The 18,624-nt window shown below is 52.1% G+C and carries 19 protein-coding genes; 13 read left to right on the forward strand and 6 right to left on the reverse strand.

The features are described from left to right. Nucleotides 1-425, forward strand: a 425-nt coding sequence (locus CEE36_05465) for a DDE transposase (protein TKJ42936.1), incomplete at its 5' end; no start/stop codon positions are given. A 61-nt stretch (nt 426-486) separates the two neighbouring features. Here CEE36_05465 and CEE36_05470 read toward each other — a convergent pair. Then, the gene (locus tag CEE36_05470; GenBank protein ID TKJ42937.1) at nt 487-933 is read right to left on the reverse strand and encodes a hypothetical protein; all 447 of its coding nucleotides are present in this window, start codon (nt 931-933) and stop codon (nt 487-489) included. 171 nt (nt 934-1,104) lie between these two features. Here CEE36_05470 and CEE36_05475 point away from each other — a divergent pair, with 171 nt between their 5' ends. The 4 genes from CEE36_05475 to CEE36_05490 all read left to right on the forward strand — a co-directional run bounded on the left by CEE36_05475 (nt 1,105) and on the right by CEE36_05490 (nt 4,581). Beyond that, entirely contained in the window at nt 1,105-1,548 is a 444-nt protein-coding gene (locus tag CEE36_05475; protein ID TKJ42938.1) for a hypothetical protein, read from the forward strand. 33 nt (nt 1,549-1,581) lie between these two features. Next, nucleotides 1,582-2,277, forward strand: a complete 696-nt coding sequence (locus CEE36_05480) for a hypothetical protein (protein TKJ42939.1) — start codon at nt 1,582-1,584, stop codon at nt 2,275-2,277. A 60-nt stretch (nt 2,278-2,337) separates the two neighbouring features. After that, the gene (locus tag CEE36_05485; protein TKJ42940.1) at nt 2,338-3,045 is read left to right on the forward strand and encodes a hypothetical protein; all 708 of its coding nucleotides are present in this window, start codon (nt 2,338-2,340) and stop codon (nt 3,043-3,045) included. Between the two features lie 78 nt (nt 3,046-3,123). Beyond that, a complete protein-coding gene (locus CEE36_05490) occupies nt 3,124-4,581 on the forward strand; it encodes a hypothetical protein (protein TKJ42941.1) in 1,458 nt (485 codons plus the stop codon). A 215-nt stretch (nt 4,582-4,796) separates the two neighbouring features. Here the strand turns inward: CEE36_05490 and CEE36_05495 are convergent, their stop codons facing one another. Beyond that, nucleotides 4,797-5,774: a hypothetical protein gene (locus CEE36_05495; GenBank protein ID TKJ42942.1), complete on the reverse strand. Its 978-nt coding sequence runs from the start codon at nt 5,772-5,774 to the stop codon at nt 4,797-4,799. A gap of 340 nt (nt 5,775-6,114) precedes the next feature. Continuing rightward, nucleotides 6,115-6,510, reverse strand: coding sequence for a hypothetical protein (locus CEE36_05500; protein TKJ42943.1), 396 nt, complete (start codon nt 6,508-6,510; stop codon nt 6,115-6,117). On the opposite strand from CEE36_05500, the gene CEE36_05505 reads away from it, so the two are divergent. Beyond that, a complete protein-coding gene (locus CEE36_05505; GenBank protein TKJ42944.1) occupies nt 6,499-7,947 on the forward strand; it encodes a hypothetical protein in 1,449 nt (482 codons plus the stop codon). The two genes, CEE36_05500 and CEE36_05505, sit on opposite strands and share 12 nt — an antisense overlap. 2 nt (nt 7,948-7,949) lie before the next feature. Here CEE36_05505 and CEE36_05510 read toward each other — a convergent pair whose 3' ends face one another. From CEE36_05510 to CEE36_05520, 3 genes are all read right to left on the reverse strand, one after another. Beyond that, a complete protein-coding gene (locus tag CEE36_05510) occupies nt 7,950-8,546 on the reverse strand; it encodes a hypothetical protein (protein ID TKJ42945.1) in 597 nt (198 codons plus the stop codon). Further along, the gene (locus CEE36_05515) at nt 8,537-9,052 is read right to left on the reverse strand and encodes a dimethylmenaquinone methyltransferase (GenBank protein ID TKJ43030.1); all 516 of its coding nucleotides are present in this window, start codon (nt 9,050-9,052) and stop codon (nt 8,537-8,539) included. Before CEE36_05515 ends, CEE36_05510 begins: the two co-directional genes overlap by 10 nt. A gap of 359 nt (nt 9,053-9,411) precedes the next feature. Next, nucleotides 9,412-10,227, reverse strand: a complete 816-nt coding sequence (locus tag CEE36_05520) for an SAM-dependent methyltransferase (GenBank protein TKJ42946.1) — start codon at nt 10,225-10,227, stop codon at nt 9,412-9,414. Nucleotides 10,228-10,674: 447 nt separating this feature from the next. On the opposite strand from CEE36_05520, the gene CEE36_05525 reads away from it, so the two are divergent. The 7 genes from CEE36_05525 to CEE36_05555 all read left to right on the forward strand — a co-directional run bounded on the left by CEE36_05525 (nt 10,675) and on the right by CEE36_05555 (nt 18,619). Then, the gene (locus tag CEE36_05525) at nt 10,675-11,283 is read left to right on the forward strand and encodes a hypothetical protein (protein TKJ42947.1); all 609 of its coding nucleotides are present in this window, start codon (nt 10,675-10,677) and stop codon (nt 11,281-11,283) included. Between the two features lie 694 nt (nt 11,284-11,977). Further along, nucleotides 11,978-12,784 (forward strand): ABC transporter, encoded by an 807-nt coding sequence (locus CEE36_05530; protein TKJ43031.1) that lies wholly within the window; start codon nt 11,978-11,980, stop codon nt 12,782-12,784. Nucleotides 12,785-12,832: 48 nt separating this feature from the next. Then, nucleotides 12,833-13,639 (forward strand): ABC transporter, encoded by an 807-nt coding sequence (locus CEE36_05535; protein TKJ43032.1) that lies wholly within the window; start codon nt 12,833-12,835, stop codon nt 13,637-13,639. A 172-nt stretch (nt 13,640-13,811) separates the two neighbouring features. Next, nucleotides 13,812-15,734 (forward strand): ABC transporter ATP-binding protein, encoded by a 1,923-nt coding sequence (locus CEE36_05540; protein ID TKJ42948.1) that lies wholly within the window; start codon nt 13,812-13,814, stop codon nt 15,732-15,734. A gap of 49 nt (nt 15,735-15,783) precedes the next feature. Next, complete coding sequence (locus CEE36_05545; protein TKJ42949.1) at nt 15,784-16,896, forward strand: hypothetical protein; 1,113 nt, start codon at nt 15,784-15,786, stop codon at nt 16,894-16,896. Nucleotides 16,897-16,926: 30 nt separating this feature from the next. Further along, nucleotides 16,927-18,213 carry a phosphoribosylamine--glycine ligase gene (locus CEE36_05550; GenBank protein TKJ42950.1) on the forward strand — a complete coding sequence of 429 codons (1,287 nt, stop codon included), beginning with the start codon at nt 16,927-16,929 and terminating at the stop codon, nt 18,211-18,213. Beyond that, nucleotides 18,203-18,619: a 5-(carboxyamino)imidazole ribonucleotide mutase gene (locus CEE36_05555; protein TKJ42951.1), complete on the forward strand. Its 417-nt coding sequence runs from the start codon at nt 18,203-18,205 to the stop codon at nt 18,617-18,619. Before CEE36_05550 ends, CEE36_05555 begins: the two co-directional genes overlap by 11 nt. The last annotated feature ends 5 nt before the right edge of the window (nt 18,620-18,624 follow it).

Below are 18,624 nucleotides of genomic sequence, written 5' to 3' on the forward strand. Positions count from 1 at the left end.
GTCGTGGAGCAGCTGGTAAGGTTCCGGTATTTGGTATGCTGGAACGTGCAGGCAAGGTCGTGGTTGAGGTAGTGCCTGACGTTAAGGAGAAGACATTAATGGGTCTTATTACCAAGACTATAGAACCAGGTAGCTTGACCTACAGCGATGGTTTCAGCAGTTACAGTTCACTGATCGTCAACGGCTATAAGCACGTCCGTATTGACCACGATAAAGAGTTCGCTAACGGTAAGGCACACATCAACAGCATAGAAAGTTTCTGGGCTTATGCCAAGGAACGACTGGCCAAATATCATGGTATTTCGCCTCTAAAACTGTATCTTTACTTGAAGGAGCTGGAATTCAGGTTTAATAACAGGCAAGCTGTTGACTTATTTGAACTTATCAACTCACAGCTTGTCAAATTGGTCCGCTGTGATGGATAATTCCCTAATCTATATTAACTTACCCGCCGACGATAGCACTAGAGTCCATGTTAAGAAGATATTAAGAGTCAGCGGGTGCAGGTATGGTGTGGTTAATTACGAAAAGTTCTTCCTCAGGCTCGGTAAGCATCTGGCGTCCCAGCCTGTCCGCGCCGTCCCAGTCGTGGGCGGTAGCTATTCGCGCCTTGGCTTCATCGGTCAGGCAGACCTCAATGCCTTCGGAGCCGTCAGCGAGCTCAAAGCGGACACGCGGCTCGCCCTCGTCGGATACGGTGATGTTGCCCTTGCCAAGGGTACAGCACGAACCGAGCTGAACACCGTCGGTAAAGCATGAGATCGGGGTTTTTGACCCTGTCATGGTATGCGCACGCTTGGCAAAAGGATCATCCCCCAGTATTCTGTTGGCGATAAGCCCGGCGCGGTAGCCGAGCACCAGATAAGGGCCGATGTGTCCGTGGAACCGGTTAAGGAAGAAAAGCGCCTCCTCGTGCGAGAGTTCTTTATGCATCCCCGATTCTAAACGAGCTGGCTTTCGAGTCAAGGGTTATAAAATGCCAACGCGGAGCTGCCGCTACGTCACGGGTTGCTGACCGGGGTCCACATCGCTGAGGGACGCGGTGGGGTTTTACTTGACAAGCGCGAGGAAGGATGTAGACTTTTGTGTCCAAGAGGAGGATGCATGAAGTACGAGACTGAAAAGCGGGTGTTTTTATCATGCTGCGGCTCCTACTGCCATACCTGCGACTGGTTCAGCGGTCGCATCCGCGCCCAAAGCGAGGGCACGCGGCGCATGCTTGCCGAGTTCGATGGCTTCCCCAAGCTGTTCGGCGAGGAGGGAGAAAAGATCGCAAAGGCCATGGCGAGACTCTCCACGACCTCGATCTGCTCCGGCTGCCAGCAGGAGGGAGGGGTTGGCGACCGCTGCTCCATCCGCGCATGCTGCCACTCAAAGGAACTAACCCACTGCTCGGAGTGCCCTGCGTTCCCGTGCAAGATGCTTTCCGAAAACCCTGGTGTGCGTAAGTTCAAGACATTGGAGAACTTCGAGGCCATCAAAAGAGAAGGCTGGGAGGCGTGGGTGGATCGTCAGTGGAAGGAGCACATAGAGCGCTCCGCTAAATAAGGAGTATAAACATGATCTCACAAAGGAGGTAACGTGAAAAAAGTCTGCGCTATAGTGCTGCTCGCCGCAACTCTCCCGCTTCTTGCCAGCGAAACCAATACCGTCTCTGCACAGGGCTACGCTTGCTTCCTTGTTTTACCTGACGCCGCAACAGTGAATCTGAATGTTAATGTATGGTCAAAGGACATCTCCGATCTGCATAAGAAAAGCGATGAATCCTTGGCCAAGCTCTCACGGAAGCTGGCGAAAGCCGGCCTCAAGGAACCATTAAGAAAAGACGGATATGCAAGTTTGACCCCCGAGTTGTACTCAGAGGAAGTTGAATACAGGTTGCGTCTTAACGTGATTATGATTGTTGATGACCTTTCGATTATTGACGATTTGCTTGGCGTGTTACCCACGCATGTCTTAAGAGACTCGGATGCAAGCATGGTCGCTTCTCCCTCAACCATACAGTATACGATAAAGGACCCCTCCCCCTATGTGAACGATTTGCGAAAGAAGGCGCTGGAAGATGCCAGGGCAAAAGCCGTTGAGTTGGCTGCGATTCAGGGTAAGCGTCCAGGCGATCTTATAGACTTTGGTGAGGAGGAACTCTCGGTAGGCTCAATGGCCTTCCAGAGCTTCGGGATGATGAATTTCGAGTCGGAAGACAAGAGCGCGGGCAGTCCCTTGCCTAGATTGCTCATGGAGTGCAAAGTAACCGCCACTTACGAACTGGTTGAATAGATCTAAGCTTTGCGGCGTTCTTAAAGTAACGCCGCTAAAATCCTCAAAAGGAGGTTAAACATGGCGAGAAGAATCCTTGCCCTCTTGTTCTTTGCTTCAGCGCTGTCAGCGGCACAGATATATCTCGCAGATAGCACCGCTTACGTGACCGGTAAGTCTTCGATTCTGGTTCTGCCTGATGCGGCCACCGTGGAGTTCAGAATCGAGATCCGTGCCAGTGATATGTCGAAAGTCATCGCAAAGGCAAACGATCTGACTGCAGAGATCACAAAAGAGTTACGCAAGGCGGGAGTAGATCAACCCCTTATCCAGAGCGGCCCGGCAGACATCTACTCCGAGCTTAACTGGGAATCGCAGCGGCTGGAACACGTGTACGGTCTCCGGCTGGACTGCGCTGTGGACGATCTTTCCAAGGTTGACGATATACTTGTGGTACTTGCAGCGACTTCCTCGGAATCCGAAGGCTCGAGGATCTCATCCTACACGGTTAACTACTTCGTCAAAGACCCGAGCGTCTATCTGCCTGAGCTACAGGAGATGGCATTGGCCGACGCAAAAACCAAGGCCGAGCAGGCTGCAGCCGCTCACGGTTTGAAGGCAGGCGAGATTCTGGACTCCGATTATTCGGAACCCTATTCAGGATATCTTTCGGTGTGGGACCCGTACTCGAGCTGGGACTTTTCGGCAAAAGATATGGGAGGAAAGAACTCATTGCCGCGAGTGGCTTTGAGTTACGAGATATCGGCAACGTTCAAGCTGATCGATTAGCAACCTCCGGGGTGCAGCATTGCTTCTGCAAAATCACCCCTTGGAGGCAAGAGATAACACGCGAGAATAGGAGGACGGATGTCCAGGTTATTGAAGGGATTGGGTGTGCTCTCCTTGATAGTAGCTTTTCCTGCCTTCCTCTTTGCCGGAGAGAAGCTAACCATCCTTCACATCAACGACACCCACGGGCAGATTGAACCTGTGGAAGCCAAAGACGGTGCGACCTACGGCGGATTTGCAAGGGTTGCCTACCTGGTAGATTCGTTAAGATCTGAGGCTGAGGCAGAGGGTCGCACATTCTACTTCCTTCACGCGGGCGACGCCCTGCAAGGGCCGCCTGTATCAAACATGAGCAAAGGGAAGCTTGACTTCGAGCTCTTAAACGAGATGGGGCTCGACGCCATGGTTGTGGGCAATCACGAGTTCGACTTCGGCCAGCCTAATCTTGATGAGCTTGTGGAGATCGCGGAGTTTCCCGTGCTTTCAGCAAACGTCGTAGACGAGTTGAACAACCGGCCTTACCAGGCCTTTGTGGAGGAGAAGGCAGGCAAGGAACGCATCCTCCTAGTGGGCTTGACCACCGAAGCGACCCCGATTGGCACACATCCGGCCAACGTTGAAGGACTCAGCTTTCTTCCAGCGGATTCGGTGATCGCTGCCTTGATTGACTCGCTCGGGTACGGCGAGAGGGATTTCGTGATAGCCCTGACGCACAGGGGCTGGACCGCTGATTCTGTAATGGCCGAGCGAGTGCCTGAGATCGACCTCATCGTCGGAGGACACTCACATACGATCATCGAGGAGCCGAGGAAGATCAAAAACTCCCTCATCGTACAGGCAGGGGCAAGAACAGTCTATCTTGGCAAATTGGAGATGGAACTCAAAAAGGGCAGCCTCAAGGGATACTCATACGAGCTTATTTTGCTCTCAGGGAAGATAGCCGAGGATCCGGATATTGCGGCAAGGATAGCCGAAGCCGGGCAAGAGCTCGACAAAAAGCTGGGCGTACCCATCGGCAAGACCGAGATCGCACTTGTGCCTGGGCTTCAAGGTGACCGAACGGACGTGCTCTCCCTAGGCGACCTCTTAGCTAGAGTTATGCTTGAGGAGACCGGTGTTGACTTCGCGTTCACCAACATGGGCGGGGTGAGAGCCGCCATCCTTCCGGGCGATGTCACCATGCAAGATATCCTCACTGCCCTGCCATTTGCCAACACGTTGGTTACCATGGAACTCACTGCAGATCAGGTGCAAGAGCTTCTGGACTACAACATATCCCTTGGCCCACACTCCGGAGGCACGCTGCATCTTGCCGTGGTCGAGTATAAGGAAGTCGAAGGCAAGGCGATGGATATAAGTATAGGTGGGAAGCCGCTCGATCCTGCCAAGACCTACAAGATCGCCACCAACAACTTCCTTGCCGCGGGCGGTGACGGATACGAGATACTCAAGGACGGCAAAGACGTATATGACACAGGTACGCTGGTTAACGACGTTCTCGTGCGGTACGTGAAAAAGATGGGGGTAATAAAATAGGCCCGAAAAGCTGGTCAAAAGCTGGTCAGAAGATGGACAAAAGCTACCCAAAAGATAGACAAAAGATGGACAGGCTACCGGCCATAAGCTGGACAAAAGCTGGTCAGAAGTTGGTCAAAAGCTGGTCAAAAATGGGACAATTTCGAGGGTTTTTGGGGTATTCTCAGGGCGTTTTACATCCCCGATTAACTTGGCAGTAGAAGTTAATTGAAAGTTTAACTTTTTAATTGCTCTTCTTCAACAACCTTTACTAGGTCCTTCTCGGTAATTTCGACTGTCTTAAGCTTTCCTTCTTTGGAAGCAGTTTTTATGACTGGATAAATATCTATAGTCAGCATAAAAATGGTTTTCCCATTGGAGACTACGAAAGGCGTTGCTTGTTCTTGGTGCAGTAACGCCAATTTTAAATCGGCATCGGAAGTGTTGAATATAATCAAGTAACCGAAGGGTTCATTGAATGTTCTGGTGTATCGGTATATTTGACCAAAACCATTGATAATGTAATTCTTTTTGTTGGGTTCACTGAAAACCTTAACATCAGCGATTAAAGGTTCATCACTCTTTTGAGCCGCGACCAAATCGGCTTCTCCTGAGATCGACCACGGTTCAATATTGAAATCAAGGCCCTGATCATGCAAGTATTCGTAAAGATTAAGTGCCAACTTCTTCTCACCCCTCGATCTATCATCTTCCCACATTTTGTGGAGCTCGTTCCTCTGAAACCATTCACATTTGTGTTTGTATCTTCTCAAAAGAGCTAGTATTGCCCGTTGATCGTCAAGTTGCTCATCTAGGTACTCGTACAAGGGTTCAACAAAAAATACCCTGAACTTATTTAACGCCTCAAAAGCATCGCTAGTTTCTCCGTAATGCGCACCGATTAGGTATTCACTGTCCTCCCTGCTTGATTTTAAGCACTTACTAATTACATAAAAAGATATGCCTGCAGCCTGCAATTCATTATCTGGAAAGTAATTACTTACTGAACCATTCTCTATGTTCACCGCTACAATATCCAAATCGGAAACGCGTGATTTCAAGTCTTTGAGTATGCCTACGAAAACAGGGTAACTATGCAAAAAACTCCAAAATTGTTTAAGTGCAACGTGAATTAATTTTAAGTCTGCCGAGTTAACTCTTCGGAATCGTTTTTGCAGTTTGTAACGCAAGTTCTGGACATAAGCGGTATCCACAAGCCCTCCTAAAGTCTAATGTTGAATTTGAAAGTTCTCGATAAACCTTCAAGAGCCCTTCTGAACTCTCTCTCCGCTTTACGGTACTCGTTCATATAATCATCCAATTGAAGATTTTTCTTACACCCTCTGCAGATAATAACATCGCGCAATCTGACTTGACCAAGGTATACATAATTATAAAAGCCGCAACGCGGGCATGGAAAATCAAAAGAAAGTTTATCAAGGCTCAAGGTTTTACTCCTCTTGGTAACTATAACTCAAGTTACCTCTTTGTCAAGCCGCTGCTTTTTATCAAACTTCTTGCGCCAAATGGGGCGGGACTCTTAAGGGGCGCTTTTTAAGCCGCCTTCACGAACCTTGCGGTGTAGTTGAAGAAGCTGTCCTCGACCGCGTCTTTGGTAAAGCCCGCGTTTAAGGCAAGGCGAACGGTGGTGCGCTTGAGGGGATAATCCGGGTCAGGGAAAAACTCGGTGATAGCAAGTATCCCGGCAGGTTTGAGGACCCTGTGTGCCTCCAATAACGCCCTGTGCCGGTCGGGTATCTCCTGCAGAACGGTTATCATGTAGACCAGATCAAGAAAGGCACCGGCACCCTGGCCAACTCCCTGCTGGTGCGATACATAGAAAGGGTAGGAACGATAAAGTAGGTAACACGGAGGCGGGGGGTTGACAGATTTGTAATCGAATGTATTCTTTTGGGCGAATCTATCCAGGAGGTAACTATGAAGATTCATTTGCGTCACGGTTTGGTTTTGGGGACAGCTGTCTTGGTGACAATCACCGGATGCCCCACTGAGCCACTGACCCGGGAAGAATACACCTGCGTCAAAAGGGTGTTGAGGCGAGAGTTCCTCATCGAGGAATCCTTGAGCGAGGGTGCCCGCCTGGGGCCCGGTTATGAGTCGAGGTTAAAACAAGCGATCGTGGATATCCCCAGAAGGCTTTGTCGCTCTCAAGGACTCTCCTTCCTGGCCTTTGATAAGGCGCACGAACGGTTCGGAAGGGAGGGCCTTTCCTATATCAGGGAGAGCAGGGAGTTCCTGAGATTATTCCTCGGATCTCAAGAGGATAACAAAGGGAAGGCCGATCCTGCTCAGATAGAGCGCATATACCGGTTGGCTTTCGATCTGGGACTGCCCATACCCGATGCTTTCCTGCCCATCGAAGTGACAAAAGAAGGTGAGGTTCTTATCCATGAAGAGTTCGTTTCCGGACCTGGCGAGTCTCGAAATCTGATGCAGGTTGAAGACAGATTGGGTGAATACCCTTTTTATGTAGTGCAACTCCTCTTTGATCCTCAAGCCTACGCTGCTTCCTTATTTAAGATCGCAGGAGGTATCCCTTCAGCCGAAGAGTTCAATATCTCGGATAGCTTCTCCAACCCTCTGATGGTGATGGTGTTCCCGGAGGTCTCTGAGGCCGACCGGAATATCCCCTGCATAGCCCAGAGGTATTTCGACCTGGAGTACCTGCTTGCCAGCCCCGACCTTACCGTTTTCATCGAGTTGAAGCCGGATCAGCCGGTGTTTTTAAACTCCGAGCCCACTCAAAACGAGTATCTAGATCCGCTTATTGAGCGTCTCTTGCAACGTTCGCGTTATAAAACGGTAATCATCTCGGCTACCGACGAGGTGAGCTTCGGGCGGCTGCTGTGGGCGACACACCTAGCTCAGGGGAGGGAAGCTCATCGTATCGCGTTAGTCCAGGCCGAACTCATAAAAGGCAAGAAACCTGAAATCCGCACCGAGGAGATACTTTCCCGACCACCTCTTGGCTGGCGCGGAGAAGTGCCGGACAATGGGTGGGGACCTATGGGGCCGCCGATCCGCCCTCAAATACCGGACACCAAACCAAAAGCAAGCCAGACATCCTCCATACCGAAATCGAGCTTTACGCTGGAGGGCGATGTCTCTGCCACCGACATCGTGAAATCGCCTCAGCCTGAGTTCCCCCGGTGGGCACAGGAAAGGGGATTGTCCGATGTAACCATAATGGTTCAGTTCAGAGTAGATAAGGATGGAAACGTTCTCCCTACGATGCTGGCCGTCCGAAGCACCGGCTATACTAATTGGGATAACGAGGTGAAGGAGACCTTGGCTCGCTGGAAGTTCAAGCCGGCTCAGGTATCCAAAAGGATTGCAACCATTACTTTTCACTTTTATTTGAGATGAATCTACCTCAACTCAACCCTCCAGGCGCGTGGGTTGGAGGAATCGTCGAAGCTGAACTGCTGGTGGATGATCAACACCTTGCCGTCCTTTGACCACTGTGATACCCAGCAAGGGTAGTTCTCAAGCCCGGACCGGATAGCGGTAAGAACCACACCCCGCATATCTTCCAGGTCATAAACGATGGGATTAGGCACGGTGGCAACAAAAAGGTAATCCGAGGTGGGGGAGAAGGTGGCGTAAAGCGCCTGATCCACCAAAGCAATAAGCTGGGGATCAGCGGTGGATACGATGAACAGCTTGTAGGTTACAACGTCCAGGCCCCCCTCGCCCTCCTCGCCCTCCTCCTCCTCGATTGGCTGACCTAACAGAATCCATTTAGAGTCAGGGGAGATTACGAGGAGAAAGTCCAGGCCTTCAACAACACGCTGGCCTGTCTCGGCATGTTCTAACCAGTTCTCCGTGGCGCTTCTTTCTAGGGCATCCTCAAGCTCCACCACGTCGAAGCCCACAAGCTCCAACCTGTCCTGGGCAAACCCTGCAGCGGGCAACATCAGGGACGCAAGGATCATAAGTGCCATAACTCGGCGATCTATAGACATATCGACTCCTTCGGTTTGATAAACCGGGCAGTATAATTCCAAAAGTTTCCAAGGACTTTGGCATCAACGAAGCCCGCTTGAGTGGCCTGCTTTATGGTAGTGCGCTTGAGGGGATAATCCGGGTCAGGGAAAAACTCGGTGATAGCAAGTATCCCGGCAGGTTTCAGGACCCTGTGTGCCTCCAGCAAAGCCCTGTGCCGGTCGGGTATCTCCTGCAGAACGGTTATCATGTAGACCAGATCAAGGGTCGAATCCTCAAACGACAGCTCGTAAGCACTCGCCTGGATGAGTTTGATGTTAGTGATATCTTGATTCTCAGGTCTGGATAACTTGTTTTCGAGCTGTGCCAACATCCTGGGCTGAATGTCCAGGGCATACACCTTGCCCTTCTTCCCAACAACTCGTGCCACGAAAGTGGTATAAGCACCGCTCCCGCAGCCTATCTCCAGAACCTGCGTTCCCTCACTGATCCCGCTGCGGCGGATGAGCTTATCCGCAGGCTGCATCCAGCGACGGAACCAGGAGTCCAGGAACCACCCTGTATATGAGGGAGCCGGGAATCGCCACAGCTTGCGCACGACTTTGACCAGGGTCAGCCATAAGAAAACGAATCCCAGGATTGAACCTGCAACGATGACGATGATCAGGAGATAGGTGGGCATATCTAACCCTACGCCTCTTATCTTATTAGTCAAGCTAGCATATTTTCGACCTGCGACCTTTTTGGCGAAGCCAAAAAGGAGCATTAGCATACTTCAAGCCTATGCCTTTGAAACCACTAGTCAAGGTAACTCCCCTCTCCCTTTGGGACAGCGTGCAGAGGGGTTAGGGGTGAGGGGACTGCGATCTTTTGGCGTGGAACACGTCAAAAGGAGCACTCCTTCTTGGTCGCTTTAAGCGAAAACAGAAGCGGGACGTCTTCCCGGCCGTCTGGCAGACGCCACCACCCTTCCTGGTCTTGCTTCATAAACGGAAGCATCTTGTAGGGGGTAAACGGATACTCCTTAAGCGACTGGATAGTTAAACCGGCTGCAATCAACGAGCTGATAATCTCGGACATCGGATGCATCCACTCGTAGTGGACCGTATGTTCAAGGGTTCCCTCAGCATCAGCGTAGGAACCGTGTTCGTCGAACCTCATGGGGGCTTTGGCGAAATAGGGGTAGTGGACTTGCAAGTCGGATACATTCCCATCGTTGAACACGTGCGCAAAGGGGTGGCTTTCCACTATGTAGAAGATACCTCCCGGTTTGAGGAAGTGAGTTATGACCTCTGCCCAGCGTTTCAAATCGGGCAGCCAGGGAAGAACACCGTAGGAGGTGAAGACGATATCAAACTCACCCGAAAGCTTTTTGGGTAAATCGTAGATCTCGGAGCAAACGAAGCTTGCATTGAGACCCAGCTCAGAACTCAAATCCCTAGCCAGGCGGATGGCCTTGGTGGAGAAATCTATTCCTGTAACCTCAGCCCCTAGCCGGGCGAAGGATAAGGTGTCCATCCCGAAGTGGCACTGAAGGTGGAGTAAGGATTTGCCCTTAACGTCACCTACTCCCTCCTGTTCGATGCGATCAAGTGTCAAGCGCCCGGCCTTGAAGCCTTCAACGTCGTAGAACTTGGATTTCGCGTGGATTTCAACCAACTCGTTCCAGTGCCTACGGTTGGCGTTAATGTATTCGTCCATTCAGGATTCCTCCATATTATCTAATCAAACTCTAAGCAAAGCCGCAGGCATGTCAAGAGAAATGCGAGTCCTCGTTAAAGTAAAGAAATGATGAGATTGTTTTGCAGCTTTACCTTTCGACATCCTCGCGATGACAACGTTTCCAGATAGGTTGATGATTTCAGGTATGTTACGGGTGTTACGGGTGTTATTTCCTTGATTAAGGGGCGTTAGCCCCAGGAAGTTATGAAGATGCCCAGCAAGGGTATTTCCTTGATTAAGGGGCGTTAGCCCCAGGAAGTTATGGAGATGCCCCGCAAGGGTATTTCCTTGTGAGCGGAGCGTAAGCTCCGAATAATTATGACAATACCCTATGAAATATAAAATACTTCAAGGGGCAGGCTCTGCCCCGAAGGGGTACGGGTGTTACGGGCTTGACAAGTAAGGCTTGCTGCATATCTTTATGTGATGGTTGATGCGGAAGTGCTTCTTCAGGCCTACCACTACCTATCCAGCGCCATAGCCCAGGCGTTCGCCGCGCTGATTGCGCTGACCGCGATGTTTTATATCTATAGAAGAGGTGTTCTACGGAGCAGAATCAAATCAACTGTTGAATCTATGATACCCTTTATTGATCTCATTGACAATGAATCCAAAAGCATCTTAACCCCAGGTAAACTTACAGATCATTTAAAGCTGCTTTATGGCAAAGAGGTAGTCGAATTCGCTAAGAAGCAATTAGATGATCCTAAAGTGGCCAAGAGGAGGTTGAGAGAGTCTAGAGATTTTTGGGGAAAACGTCTTAAGGCCAAGGTTAATTATTATGAAGACCTGATTACCTACTCTCGAGGCCTCAGCCGTTATATATATCCGTCAATTCTTCTATCTGCTTTGACAATGGGTTTTGGCATTATATCTCTTCTAGCAGGGCCTCTGATTTCTCGGGATCTTTGGCGGTGGGTTGTTATGCTAGGGGAGTCATCGTTTGCATTACTAGCTTTGGGCTACACATTAAAGGCTGTGATTAAAATGGTGAGTAAACCGGAGGAGTCTAAAGAAAAACTGAAGGAGGAATAGGAAGAAGCTTAAGTCTTTACATTTATTGATAGGAGTGGTATAATGAGGGCAAAGTTAAACGCCCTTTACAAACATGCAACACAGGGAGAAGCATGTCTGAGTGTAGGTTATGTGGAGGTAGCGGCGAGATAGCCTGCAAGCAGTGCAACGGAGAGGGCTATACAACGTGCCCCAAATGCGGGGGCGCACGTTATTACAAATTCAGGGAGCAAGAACCCTGTCCGCGGTGCGGGGGAGAAGGAGCCGTGGTCTGTAAAGCTTGCCAGGGGACAGGGACTGTTGCTTGTCCTGCATGCGGCGGATCCGACGCCTAACCGCCCCCAAAAAGTTATCACAGACTTGACAAGCCGATCCGAGTCTGTATAATTTATTGTTAATCGTTGAACTGCTTAGGAGGATATGAGATGATCAAGGATTGGACTGATAACCAGTGGGGCCTGATTCCGGCAATTGGGTTTACTCTGTACGGCTCCAAGGGAAGCCCGTAGTCTAATCCTACTGTTCTTGTAGAATTTAACCCCGGGTATCCCGCCCGGGGTTTTTAATTAGCAGAAAGCCCCGGCGCAACCGGGGCTTTCTGCTATAGAAGTTTCGTTAAAGCGAAACTTCTATAAGACCGAAGCCTCGAAGAGACGAAGGTCTCAAGGATCGGTACGATAAATAACAAAACCGCGGAGGTGAAGTGCAACCGATCATAAGCTGCTGCAAAGTGCATAAGACCTTCAAGGGCGGCATCTTAAAAAGGAAAAAGCCGGTTCGTGCGCTGGTAGACATCAACTTTGATGTTCGCTCTGGTGAGTGCTTCGGGCTCATCGGGCCGAACGGGTCGGGTAAGTCCACGCTCATCCGCGTCCTCTCGACCCTGCTCTATCCTGACCAGGGCCAGGCTCATGTCTGCGGCTTTGATGTGGTTCGCAAGCCCTACCGTGTTCGAGAACTGATCAGCCGGGTCTCGGTGGATGCCGCGTTCTTCAAGAAGCTTTCCGCCTGGGAGAACCTGCGCTACTCGGCCAGGCTCTACGGTGTGCCATTGAGAATCGCCAGACAGCGCGCCCTGGACGTTCTTGCCGAGCTGGGCTTTCCTGCCAGGCGGTTCAACGACTCGATGGAGGACCTCTCGCGCGGGATGCAGCAGAAGGTCGCGGTTGCAAGAGCCTTGATCAACCGGCCACAGGTGCTGCTCCTGGATGAGCCGACCACCGGTCTTGATCCGCGCTCCAAGCGCGAGGTGGAGACCTACATCGAGCGGTTAAGAAAGGAAACCGAGCTTACCATCTTCCTCACCACGCACGACATGTACGAGGCCGACCACCTGTGCGACCGGGTGGCGATCATTGATAAGGGTCGGATCGTGGCCCTGGATACACCCAAGATGCTGAAACAGATTCTCGCCCGCAAGCGCGGCTCCGACCACGTATCACTCGAGGACGTCTTCCTCGAACTTACCCACAAGGAGTGGGTAGAGGACGTGGAAGAAGACGAAACAGATAAAAAAGACTAACGAAGATAGGGAGGAGAAAACATGCAAAGGATACCAACGCTCGAACCGATGGTGCCCGCCGGTTCCGAACCTCGCATGAGGCTGCGGTGGCTGGCGCTTATTGAGCGCAACTTCGCCCTAATCAAGCGCTACATAGGCTGGGAAGTAGTATTCGTGTTCTACAACATTATTAACGCTCTTTGCATTGCCTTTATCGGCGTGACCCAGGGCAAGGGGCACGTGTTGTACCTGGTGATAGGCGCTCTTATCTGGGGTTTTTTGTCGCTTCTGTTCCACGAACTTGCCGAGCAGGTCCAGTGGGAGCGCTGGGAAGGCACCATCGAGTACAGCTTCATGGCGCCCATGCACCGGCTTACCTACCTTCTGGGCAACTGTTTCTATGCGGTTGTCTACGGTGTCCTGCGCTCTGCGCTTCTTTTGGGCGTGCTCGTCTTATTCCTGGGTCTCTCGCTGAAGGGAGCGAACATCGCAGGGGCGCTGGTGGTACTCGTGGTCTCCGGGCTATCGTTCATAGGTCTGGGGCTTATCGCGGCCATCCTCCCTGTGCTCTCCACTGAGAAGGGTGCGCAGGCCTCGCACATCTTTCAGGCGGTGATCCTCTTGATTTCCGGAGTATACTACGAGGTGGACGTGTTACCCGCGTGGATAAGGTCCCTTTCGGTCGCATCGCCCGCGACCTACACGCTTCGGGCGATTCGCGCCGCACTGCTTGAAGGGGCATCGTTTAAAGAGCTGGCACCGACTATCCTTCTATTGGCCGGAATCGGTGTGGTGCTCATCCCGGTAGGCTTTGCGGTATTCAGCCTGGCCGAACGCTGGGCAAAGCGCAAAGGCAAGCTCAAGAGGAGTGGATAGCGGCGCGATGCGGAGCATCGCTCATTGTAAAATGCAAATATCAAATTGCAAATAGAAAAATGAACGAGACCAAACAGCCAGCGCCGTCAGCTGTGAGCTGTGTGCTGTCAGCCATTCTCAGAAGGTTGCAGTGATCTGCATTAATGGATAGAATTACAGGTTAGGAGTTTTTATGATCCAGCTAAAAGACGTTGGTGTTTCCTTCGGCGCAAGAGGACTCTTTGCCAAGGTAAACCTTGCCGCAGGGGAGCGCTCGCGCATCGGCCTGGTGGGGAAAAACGGAACCGGCAAGACCACGCTGTTTAGACTGCTCGCAGGCGAGCGGCCCCCTGACGAGGGCTCGATTGATATGCCCAGGGATCTAAGGATAGGCTATCTGCCCCAGGAAGAGATCGTACTTGAAGAGGAGAGCGTATTCGATGAGGCGGTAAAGGCCTTTGATCACGTTCACGAGATTCGGACAAAGATGCACGAGCTTGAGGGAAAGATGGAGGATAGCTCCACAGATCCCCAGGAGATGGAGAGGATGCTTAACCGCTACAGCCGGTTGCAAGAAGCCTACGCTAAGGACGGTTATACCTTTGAGGCGAGGACAGCAGAGGTATTGACCGGTCTTGGATTCAAGGAGGAAGATTTCACAAGAGCGTGCCGTGAGTTCTCAGGCGGGTATCAGATGCGGATAGCGTTGGCGAAATTGCTGCTCTCGGAGCCTGATCTACTGCTTCTGGACGAGCCCACCAATCATCTGGATCTGCCTTCCATCGAGTGGCTGGAGGGCTTTATAAGGGATTTCAAAGGCTCGCTTCTCATAAGCTCACACGACCGCTACTTCCTGGACAGGATGGTGGAGGTAATCTGGGACATTGATTATAAAGCCATCACTGCCTATAAGGGCAACTACAGCTCGTTTGTTAACCAGAAACAGGGACGCAGGGAACAGATCGAGAAGCAACTCAAGAAGATAGCCGAGACCCGCGCGCACCTGAAGCGCTTCATTGATCGCTTCAGGAGTTATCCAAAGAAAGCGGCGTTGGTGCGCAGTCGCAAGAAGATGCTTGAGAGACTGCCCAAGGTAGAGCTGCCCAGGGAGACGAAAAAGACTATGGCGATCCGTTTCCCGGACGCGCCGCGCATCTCAGGAAGGGTGATGGCGCTTGAGGGTGTTCGTAAGAGTTTTGGTAATCACGAGGTCTTTTCCAGCGTTGATTTAACCGTCGAGCCGGGTGATAGGATTGCATTTGTTGGGGCGAACGGAGAAGGGAAAACGACGCTTTTAAGGATCATAGCCGGGGAGCTTGACGCGTCAGAGGGGGAGATATGGAAATCCGCCAAACTACAAACCGCCTTTTACACCCAGATCGTTGAGGAGCGCCTTAACCCGCAACACAACATCCTTGAAGAGCTTGAGGAGGTTGCTCCAGGTGAACCTCTGCCTGTTCTGCGAGGGCTTGCCGGTGCGTTCCTCTTCTCAGGGGACGATGTGGACAAGAAGGTGAGTGTTTTATCAGGCGGTGAGAAGTCGCGTCTGGCCATAGCCAAGATTATGCTTTCTCCCTCCAATCTGCTCTTGCTCGATGAGCCTACCAACCACCTTGACCTTCGTGCCCGTGACGTGCTTGAGCAGGCTATACGCCGCTATCCGGGAACGGTTGTCTTCGCCGCGCACGACAGGTTCTTGATAGATCGTCTCGCCAACAAGGTGGTCCAGATCGGCGGGGGTAAGGCGCTGCTGCACATTGGCAACTGGACGGATTTTGCCCGCTGGCGCGAAGGTCTTAAAGTGAAGCCTCAGACAGCGCCGGTTAGACCTCTGAAGCAGACCAAGCCAACACCCAAGCCGAAACCTCGAGGGCAGTCAAAACAAGACAAGGAACGTCAGCGCAGACTCCTTGAGCAGGAGATAGACCGCACCTTTGCAGAGATCGAGGCCAGGGAGAAAGAAGTCGCGGATCTTGAGAACCAGATGAGCGATCCAGATCTCTACGCCGATGTGAACCGGCTGCGGGAAGTAACCATAAGACATCGTCAGCTCAAGCAGGAACTCGACCGCCTTCACGCCCGGCTTGAGGGGCTTCTTTCATCTGGAGAGGGTTGACATCCTTAATCCCTTCCCTATTCTTAAAGATTAGCGAATGGAGGTCTGTTTGAAAAGATTCCTACCCTTCCTTGTGCTCGTGACGCTTTGCTGCACGGGCCTTGAGGAGCCTGAGCTTATCTCACCCGCAGACGGTGAGACTGTGATGACCGCAACACCGAAGTTCACATGGCATTCAACACCTGACGCTCGATCTTACTCTGTGGAGATATCAGCGGAGGAGAGCTTTGCCGAAACGATCGATAGCATTATATTCAAAGACACCTCGTTCATTCTGGCAGATACCCTAAAGCTGGGGCAGGAGTATCACTGGCGGGTAATTGCTCGTAATCTGCAGGGAGTAGAAAGCAACCCGAGCGAACCCGAAACGTTCCACGTCCAGAGCGGAGTTGGGCTGCTTTCTCCTGCGGCCTACGACAGCACCGCCTGGCCCGAGTTTTCATGGGGAGCTTACCCTGGTGCCTCCTCTTACAACCTTACCATCTCCTCCTATGCCGACTTCAGGGAGCCTTTCTTCGATACAACGACAGGCTCCACGTCACTGCAGTGGCCTGACAGCCTTGCACCGGCCACCTACTTCTGGCGCGTGCAGGCATTTGATGCGAACCGGCCTTTAAGCTCTCCTTCCACCGTTCGACGATTGGTAAGCTACCGACTTGAAGATACCTACTTCCCACTTAAACCTGGCCGGTCTCAGACGTTTCAAATCGTTGAACTGAAAGGATTCTACGTTCTGGGGACCCCTAACGAGTGGGATACTACAGAATGGGACACCTCGCAATATACAGTAAATGTAGATAATACCTTCGCAGACAAGGAACGTCTCTACTACGTTCTTTCTTCGGATTCCTTTTGGGACATAGGGGATAGCGTGGGACTCAAGGACGACTCCCTGTTCTCGCCCGTCTTCTTCATGAGCGAGCTCTATCCGACCGAGAGTGCCATTTTCCGTACCTGGCAGGACTCGACGTTTACGGTGTTGTGGGACGAAGACACCTTAAGGCTTCTATACACGTACGGTCTCCATCGAGGCTCTCTGGACTCCCTCATTATCCTGCGACTACCGGGCCAAGGCGTGATCGAGCAAAGACATTATTGGGAGCGCCGGGCAGTTTTAGATACACATGACTGGTTGACCTCCAGGACGAAGCTCCTGCCTTGACTTCGCCACCTACAACCGTATATTAAGTCCATGAAGGTGTTTGTGCTTGGAGGGGGCGGAAGAGAGCACTCGTTGGGCTACAAGCTTGCGCAATCGGCTGATGTAGATGGGCTTTTCTTCCTGCCAGGTAACGGGGGAACGGCAAGGCTGGGCGAGAATTTGCCTATCTCTCCAACGGATGTTGATGCGGTTCTTGCGGCTGCAAAGGAACATAAACCAGGCCTCGTGGTTGTCGGCCCGGAGACACCTTTGTTTGCAGGGATCTCCGATCGTCTGACACAGGAGGGCTTCCGCGTCTTGGGGCCCTCAACAAAGGCCGCGATGCTTGAGCAGGAGAAGGCGTTTGCCAAGGAGTTCATGAAAAGACACCACATCCCTACGGCTTCCTTCAAGGTCTTCACCGATATTGCCTCGGCAAAACACTATGTGGAAGGCAAAGACTCTCCCCTGGTCGTTAAGGCATCCGGCCCTGCTTTGGGCAAGGGGGTGATCGTTTGCTCCACCCCGCAGGAGGCGCTCGCCGCCGTTGATAAGATGATGGCCGAGCGCAAGTTCGGCCGGGCAGGGGATCGAGTCGTTGTTGAGGAGCGGCTGGTGGGTGAAGAGGTATCCATCCTGATACTCACTGACGGCGTCAACTACATCACCTTCCCCCCGGTGCAGGATCATAAACCGATAGGAGAGCGAGATACCGGCCCAAACACTGGCGGTATGGGGGCCTACGCATCTGCGCCGCTGGTCGATGCGCCTCTCCTTGAGCGGATAGAGGACGAGATAATCCAGCCAGTTCTCGCAGGACTCCAGATGGAGGGCATCGGCTACCGCGGGGTTCTCTACATGGGACTGATGGTGACTCAAGAAGGTCCAAAGGTGCTCGAGTTCAACTGCCGGTTCGGCGATCCGGAGAACCAGCCGTTGATGATGCTCATAGATGAAGATCTGCTCCAGCTACTCGTGGATACTGCAAGGGGTAGGCTTACGACCCGCAGGGTAAAGACTCGTCCGGGAAGTGCTTTATGCGTTGTGGCGGCCTCAGGCGGCTATCCAGGGGTGTACGAAAAAGGGAAACAGATAAGGTTGAATGTAGAGGAGAACTCTGATCTTGTCTGCTTCCATTCCGGGACCAAGGAACAGGAAGGAAAGCTTTTGACCTCGGGCGGCCGGGTGCTTGGTGTCACCGCGTTCGCATCCGATCTTAGAGAAGCCAAGGAGCGTGCCTACGCACCGCTTGAGGAGAAGCGTATCTACTTCGACGGCATCTACTTCCGCCGGGACATAGGCGATAAAGGTATAAGGAGGCTGGCAAATGAGCTTTAAGGTAGCGGTCGTTGCGGGCTCGAAGAACGATGCGGATTGCGTGAAGCTTACAGAGGAGGAGCTTCGAGCTGCGGGCATCGAATACGAGACCCACTACATCTCAGCCCACAGACAACCGGAAGAAGTAGCTGAGTTTGCAAAGACTGCGGCATCGAACGGATTTTCGGTAATCATCGCCCTTGCTGGCTACGCGGCGGCCCTGCCAGGAGTAATCGCGGCCTACACCTTGCTTCCGGTGATCGGGGTACCACTTGACACCTCGCCCCTTTCCGGGTGGGACTCGCTTCTTTCGATCGTGCAGATGCCCAATGGCGTTCCTGTCGCCACCATGAGCGTGGGACGCGCCGGTGCGCGAAACGCCGCGCGGTTCTGCCAGAGGCTGAAGGAAATCTGCAAGAAGGGCTGACTGCG

It is taken from the genome of candidate division TA06 bacterium B3_TA06, from assembly GCA_005223075.1.
In the GTDB taxonomy this organism is placed as follows: domain Bacteria; phylum Hydrothermota; class Tepidihabitantia; order B3-TA06; family B3-TA06; genus B3-TA06.

What these genes read in the sequence shown, in the direction of transcription:
- CEE36_05500 (TKJ42943.1), bottom strand. Translation starts at nt 6,510, where the DNA reads ATGAATCTTCATAGTTACCTCCTGGATAGATTCGCCCAAAAGAATACA.
- CEE36_05505 (TKJ42944.1), top strand. Translation starts at nt 6,499, where the DNA reads ATGAAGATTCATTTGCGTCACGGTTTGGTTTTGGGGACAGCTGTCTTG.
- CEE36_05525 (TKJ42947.1), top strand. Translation starts at nt 10,675, where the DNA reads ATGGTTGATGCGGAAGTGCTTCTTCAGGCCTACCACTACCTATCCAGC.
- CEE36_05485 (TKJ42940.1), top strand. Translation starts at nt 2,338, where the DNA reads ATGGCGAGAAGAATCCTTGCCCTCTTGTTCTTTGCTTCAGCGCTGTCA.
- CEE36_05475 (TKJ42938.1), top strand. Translation starts at nt 1,105, where the DNA reads ATGAAGTACGAGACTGAAAAGCGGGTGTTTTTATCATGCTGCGGCTCC.
- CEE36_05550 (TKJ42950.1), top strand. Translation starts at nt 16,927, where the DNA reads ATGAAGGTGTTTGTGCTTGGAGGGGGCGGAAGAGAGCACTCGTTGGGC.
- CEE36_05510 (TKJ42945.1), bottom strand. Translation starts at nt 8,546, where the DNA reads ATGTCTATAGATCGCCGAGTTATGGCACTTATGATCCTTGCGTCCCTG.
- CEE36_05555 (TKJ42951.1), top strand. Translation starts at nt 18,203, where the DNA reads ATGAGCTTTAAGGTAGCGGTCGTTGCGGGCTCGAAGAACGATGCGGAT.
- CEE36_05490 (TKJ42941.1), top strand. Translation starts at nt 3,124, where the DNA reads ATGTCCAGGTTATTGAAGGGATTGGGTGTGCTCTCCTTGATAGTAGCT.
- CEE36_05535 (TKJ43032.1), top strand. Translation starts at nt 12,833, where the DNA reads ATGGTGCCCGCCGGTTCCGAACCTCGCATGAGGCTGCGGTGGCTGGCG.
- CEE36_05520 (TKJ42946.1), bottom strand. Translation starts at nt 10,227, where the DNA reads ATGGACGAATACATTAACGCCAACCGTAGGCACTGGAACGAGTTGGTT.
- CEE36_05470 (TKJ42937.1), bottom strand. Translation starts at nt 933, where the DNA reads ATGCATAAAGAACTCTCGCACGAGGAGGCGCTTTTCTTCCTTAACCGG.
- CEE36_05540 (TKJ42948.1), top strand. Translation starts at nt 13,812, where the DNA reads ATGATCCAGCTAAAAGACGTTGGTGTTTCCTTCGGCGCAAGAGGACTC.
- CEE36_05515 (TKJ43030.1), bottom strand. Translation starts at nt 9,052, where the DNA reads ATGCAGCCTGCGGATAAGCTCATCCGCCGCAGCGGGATCAGTGAGGGA.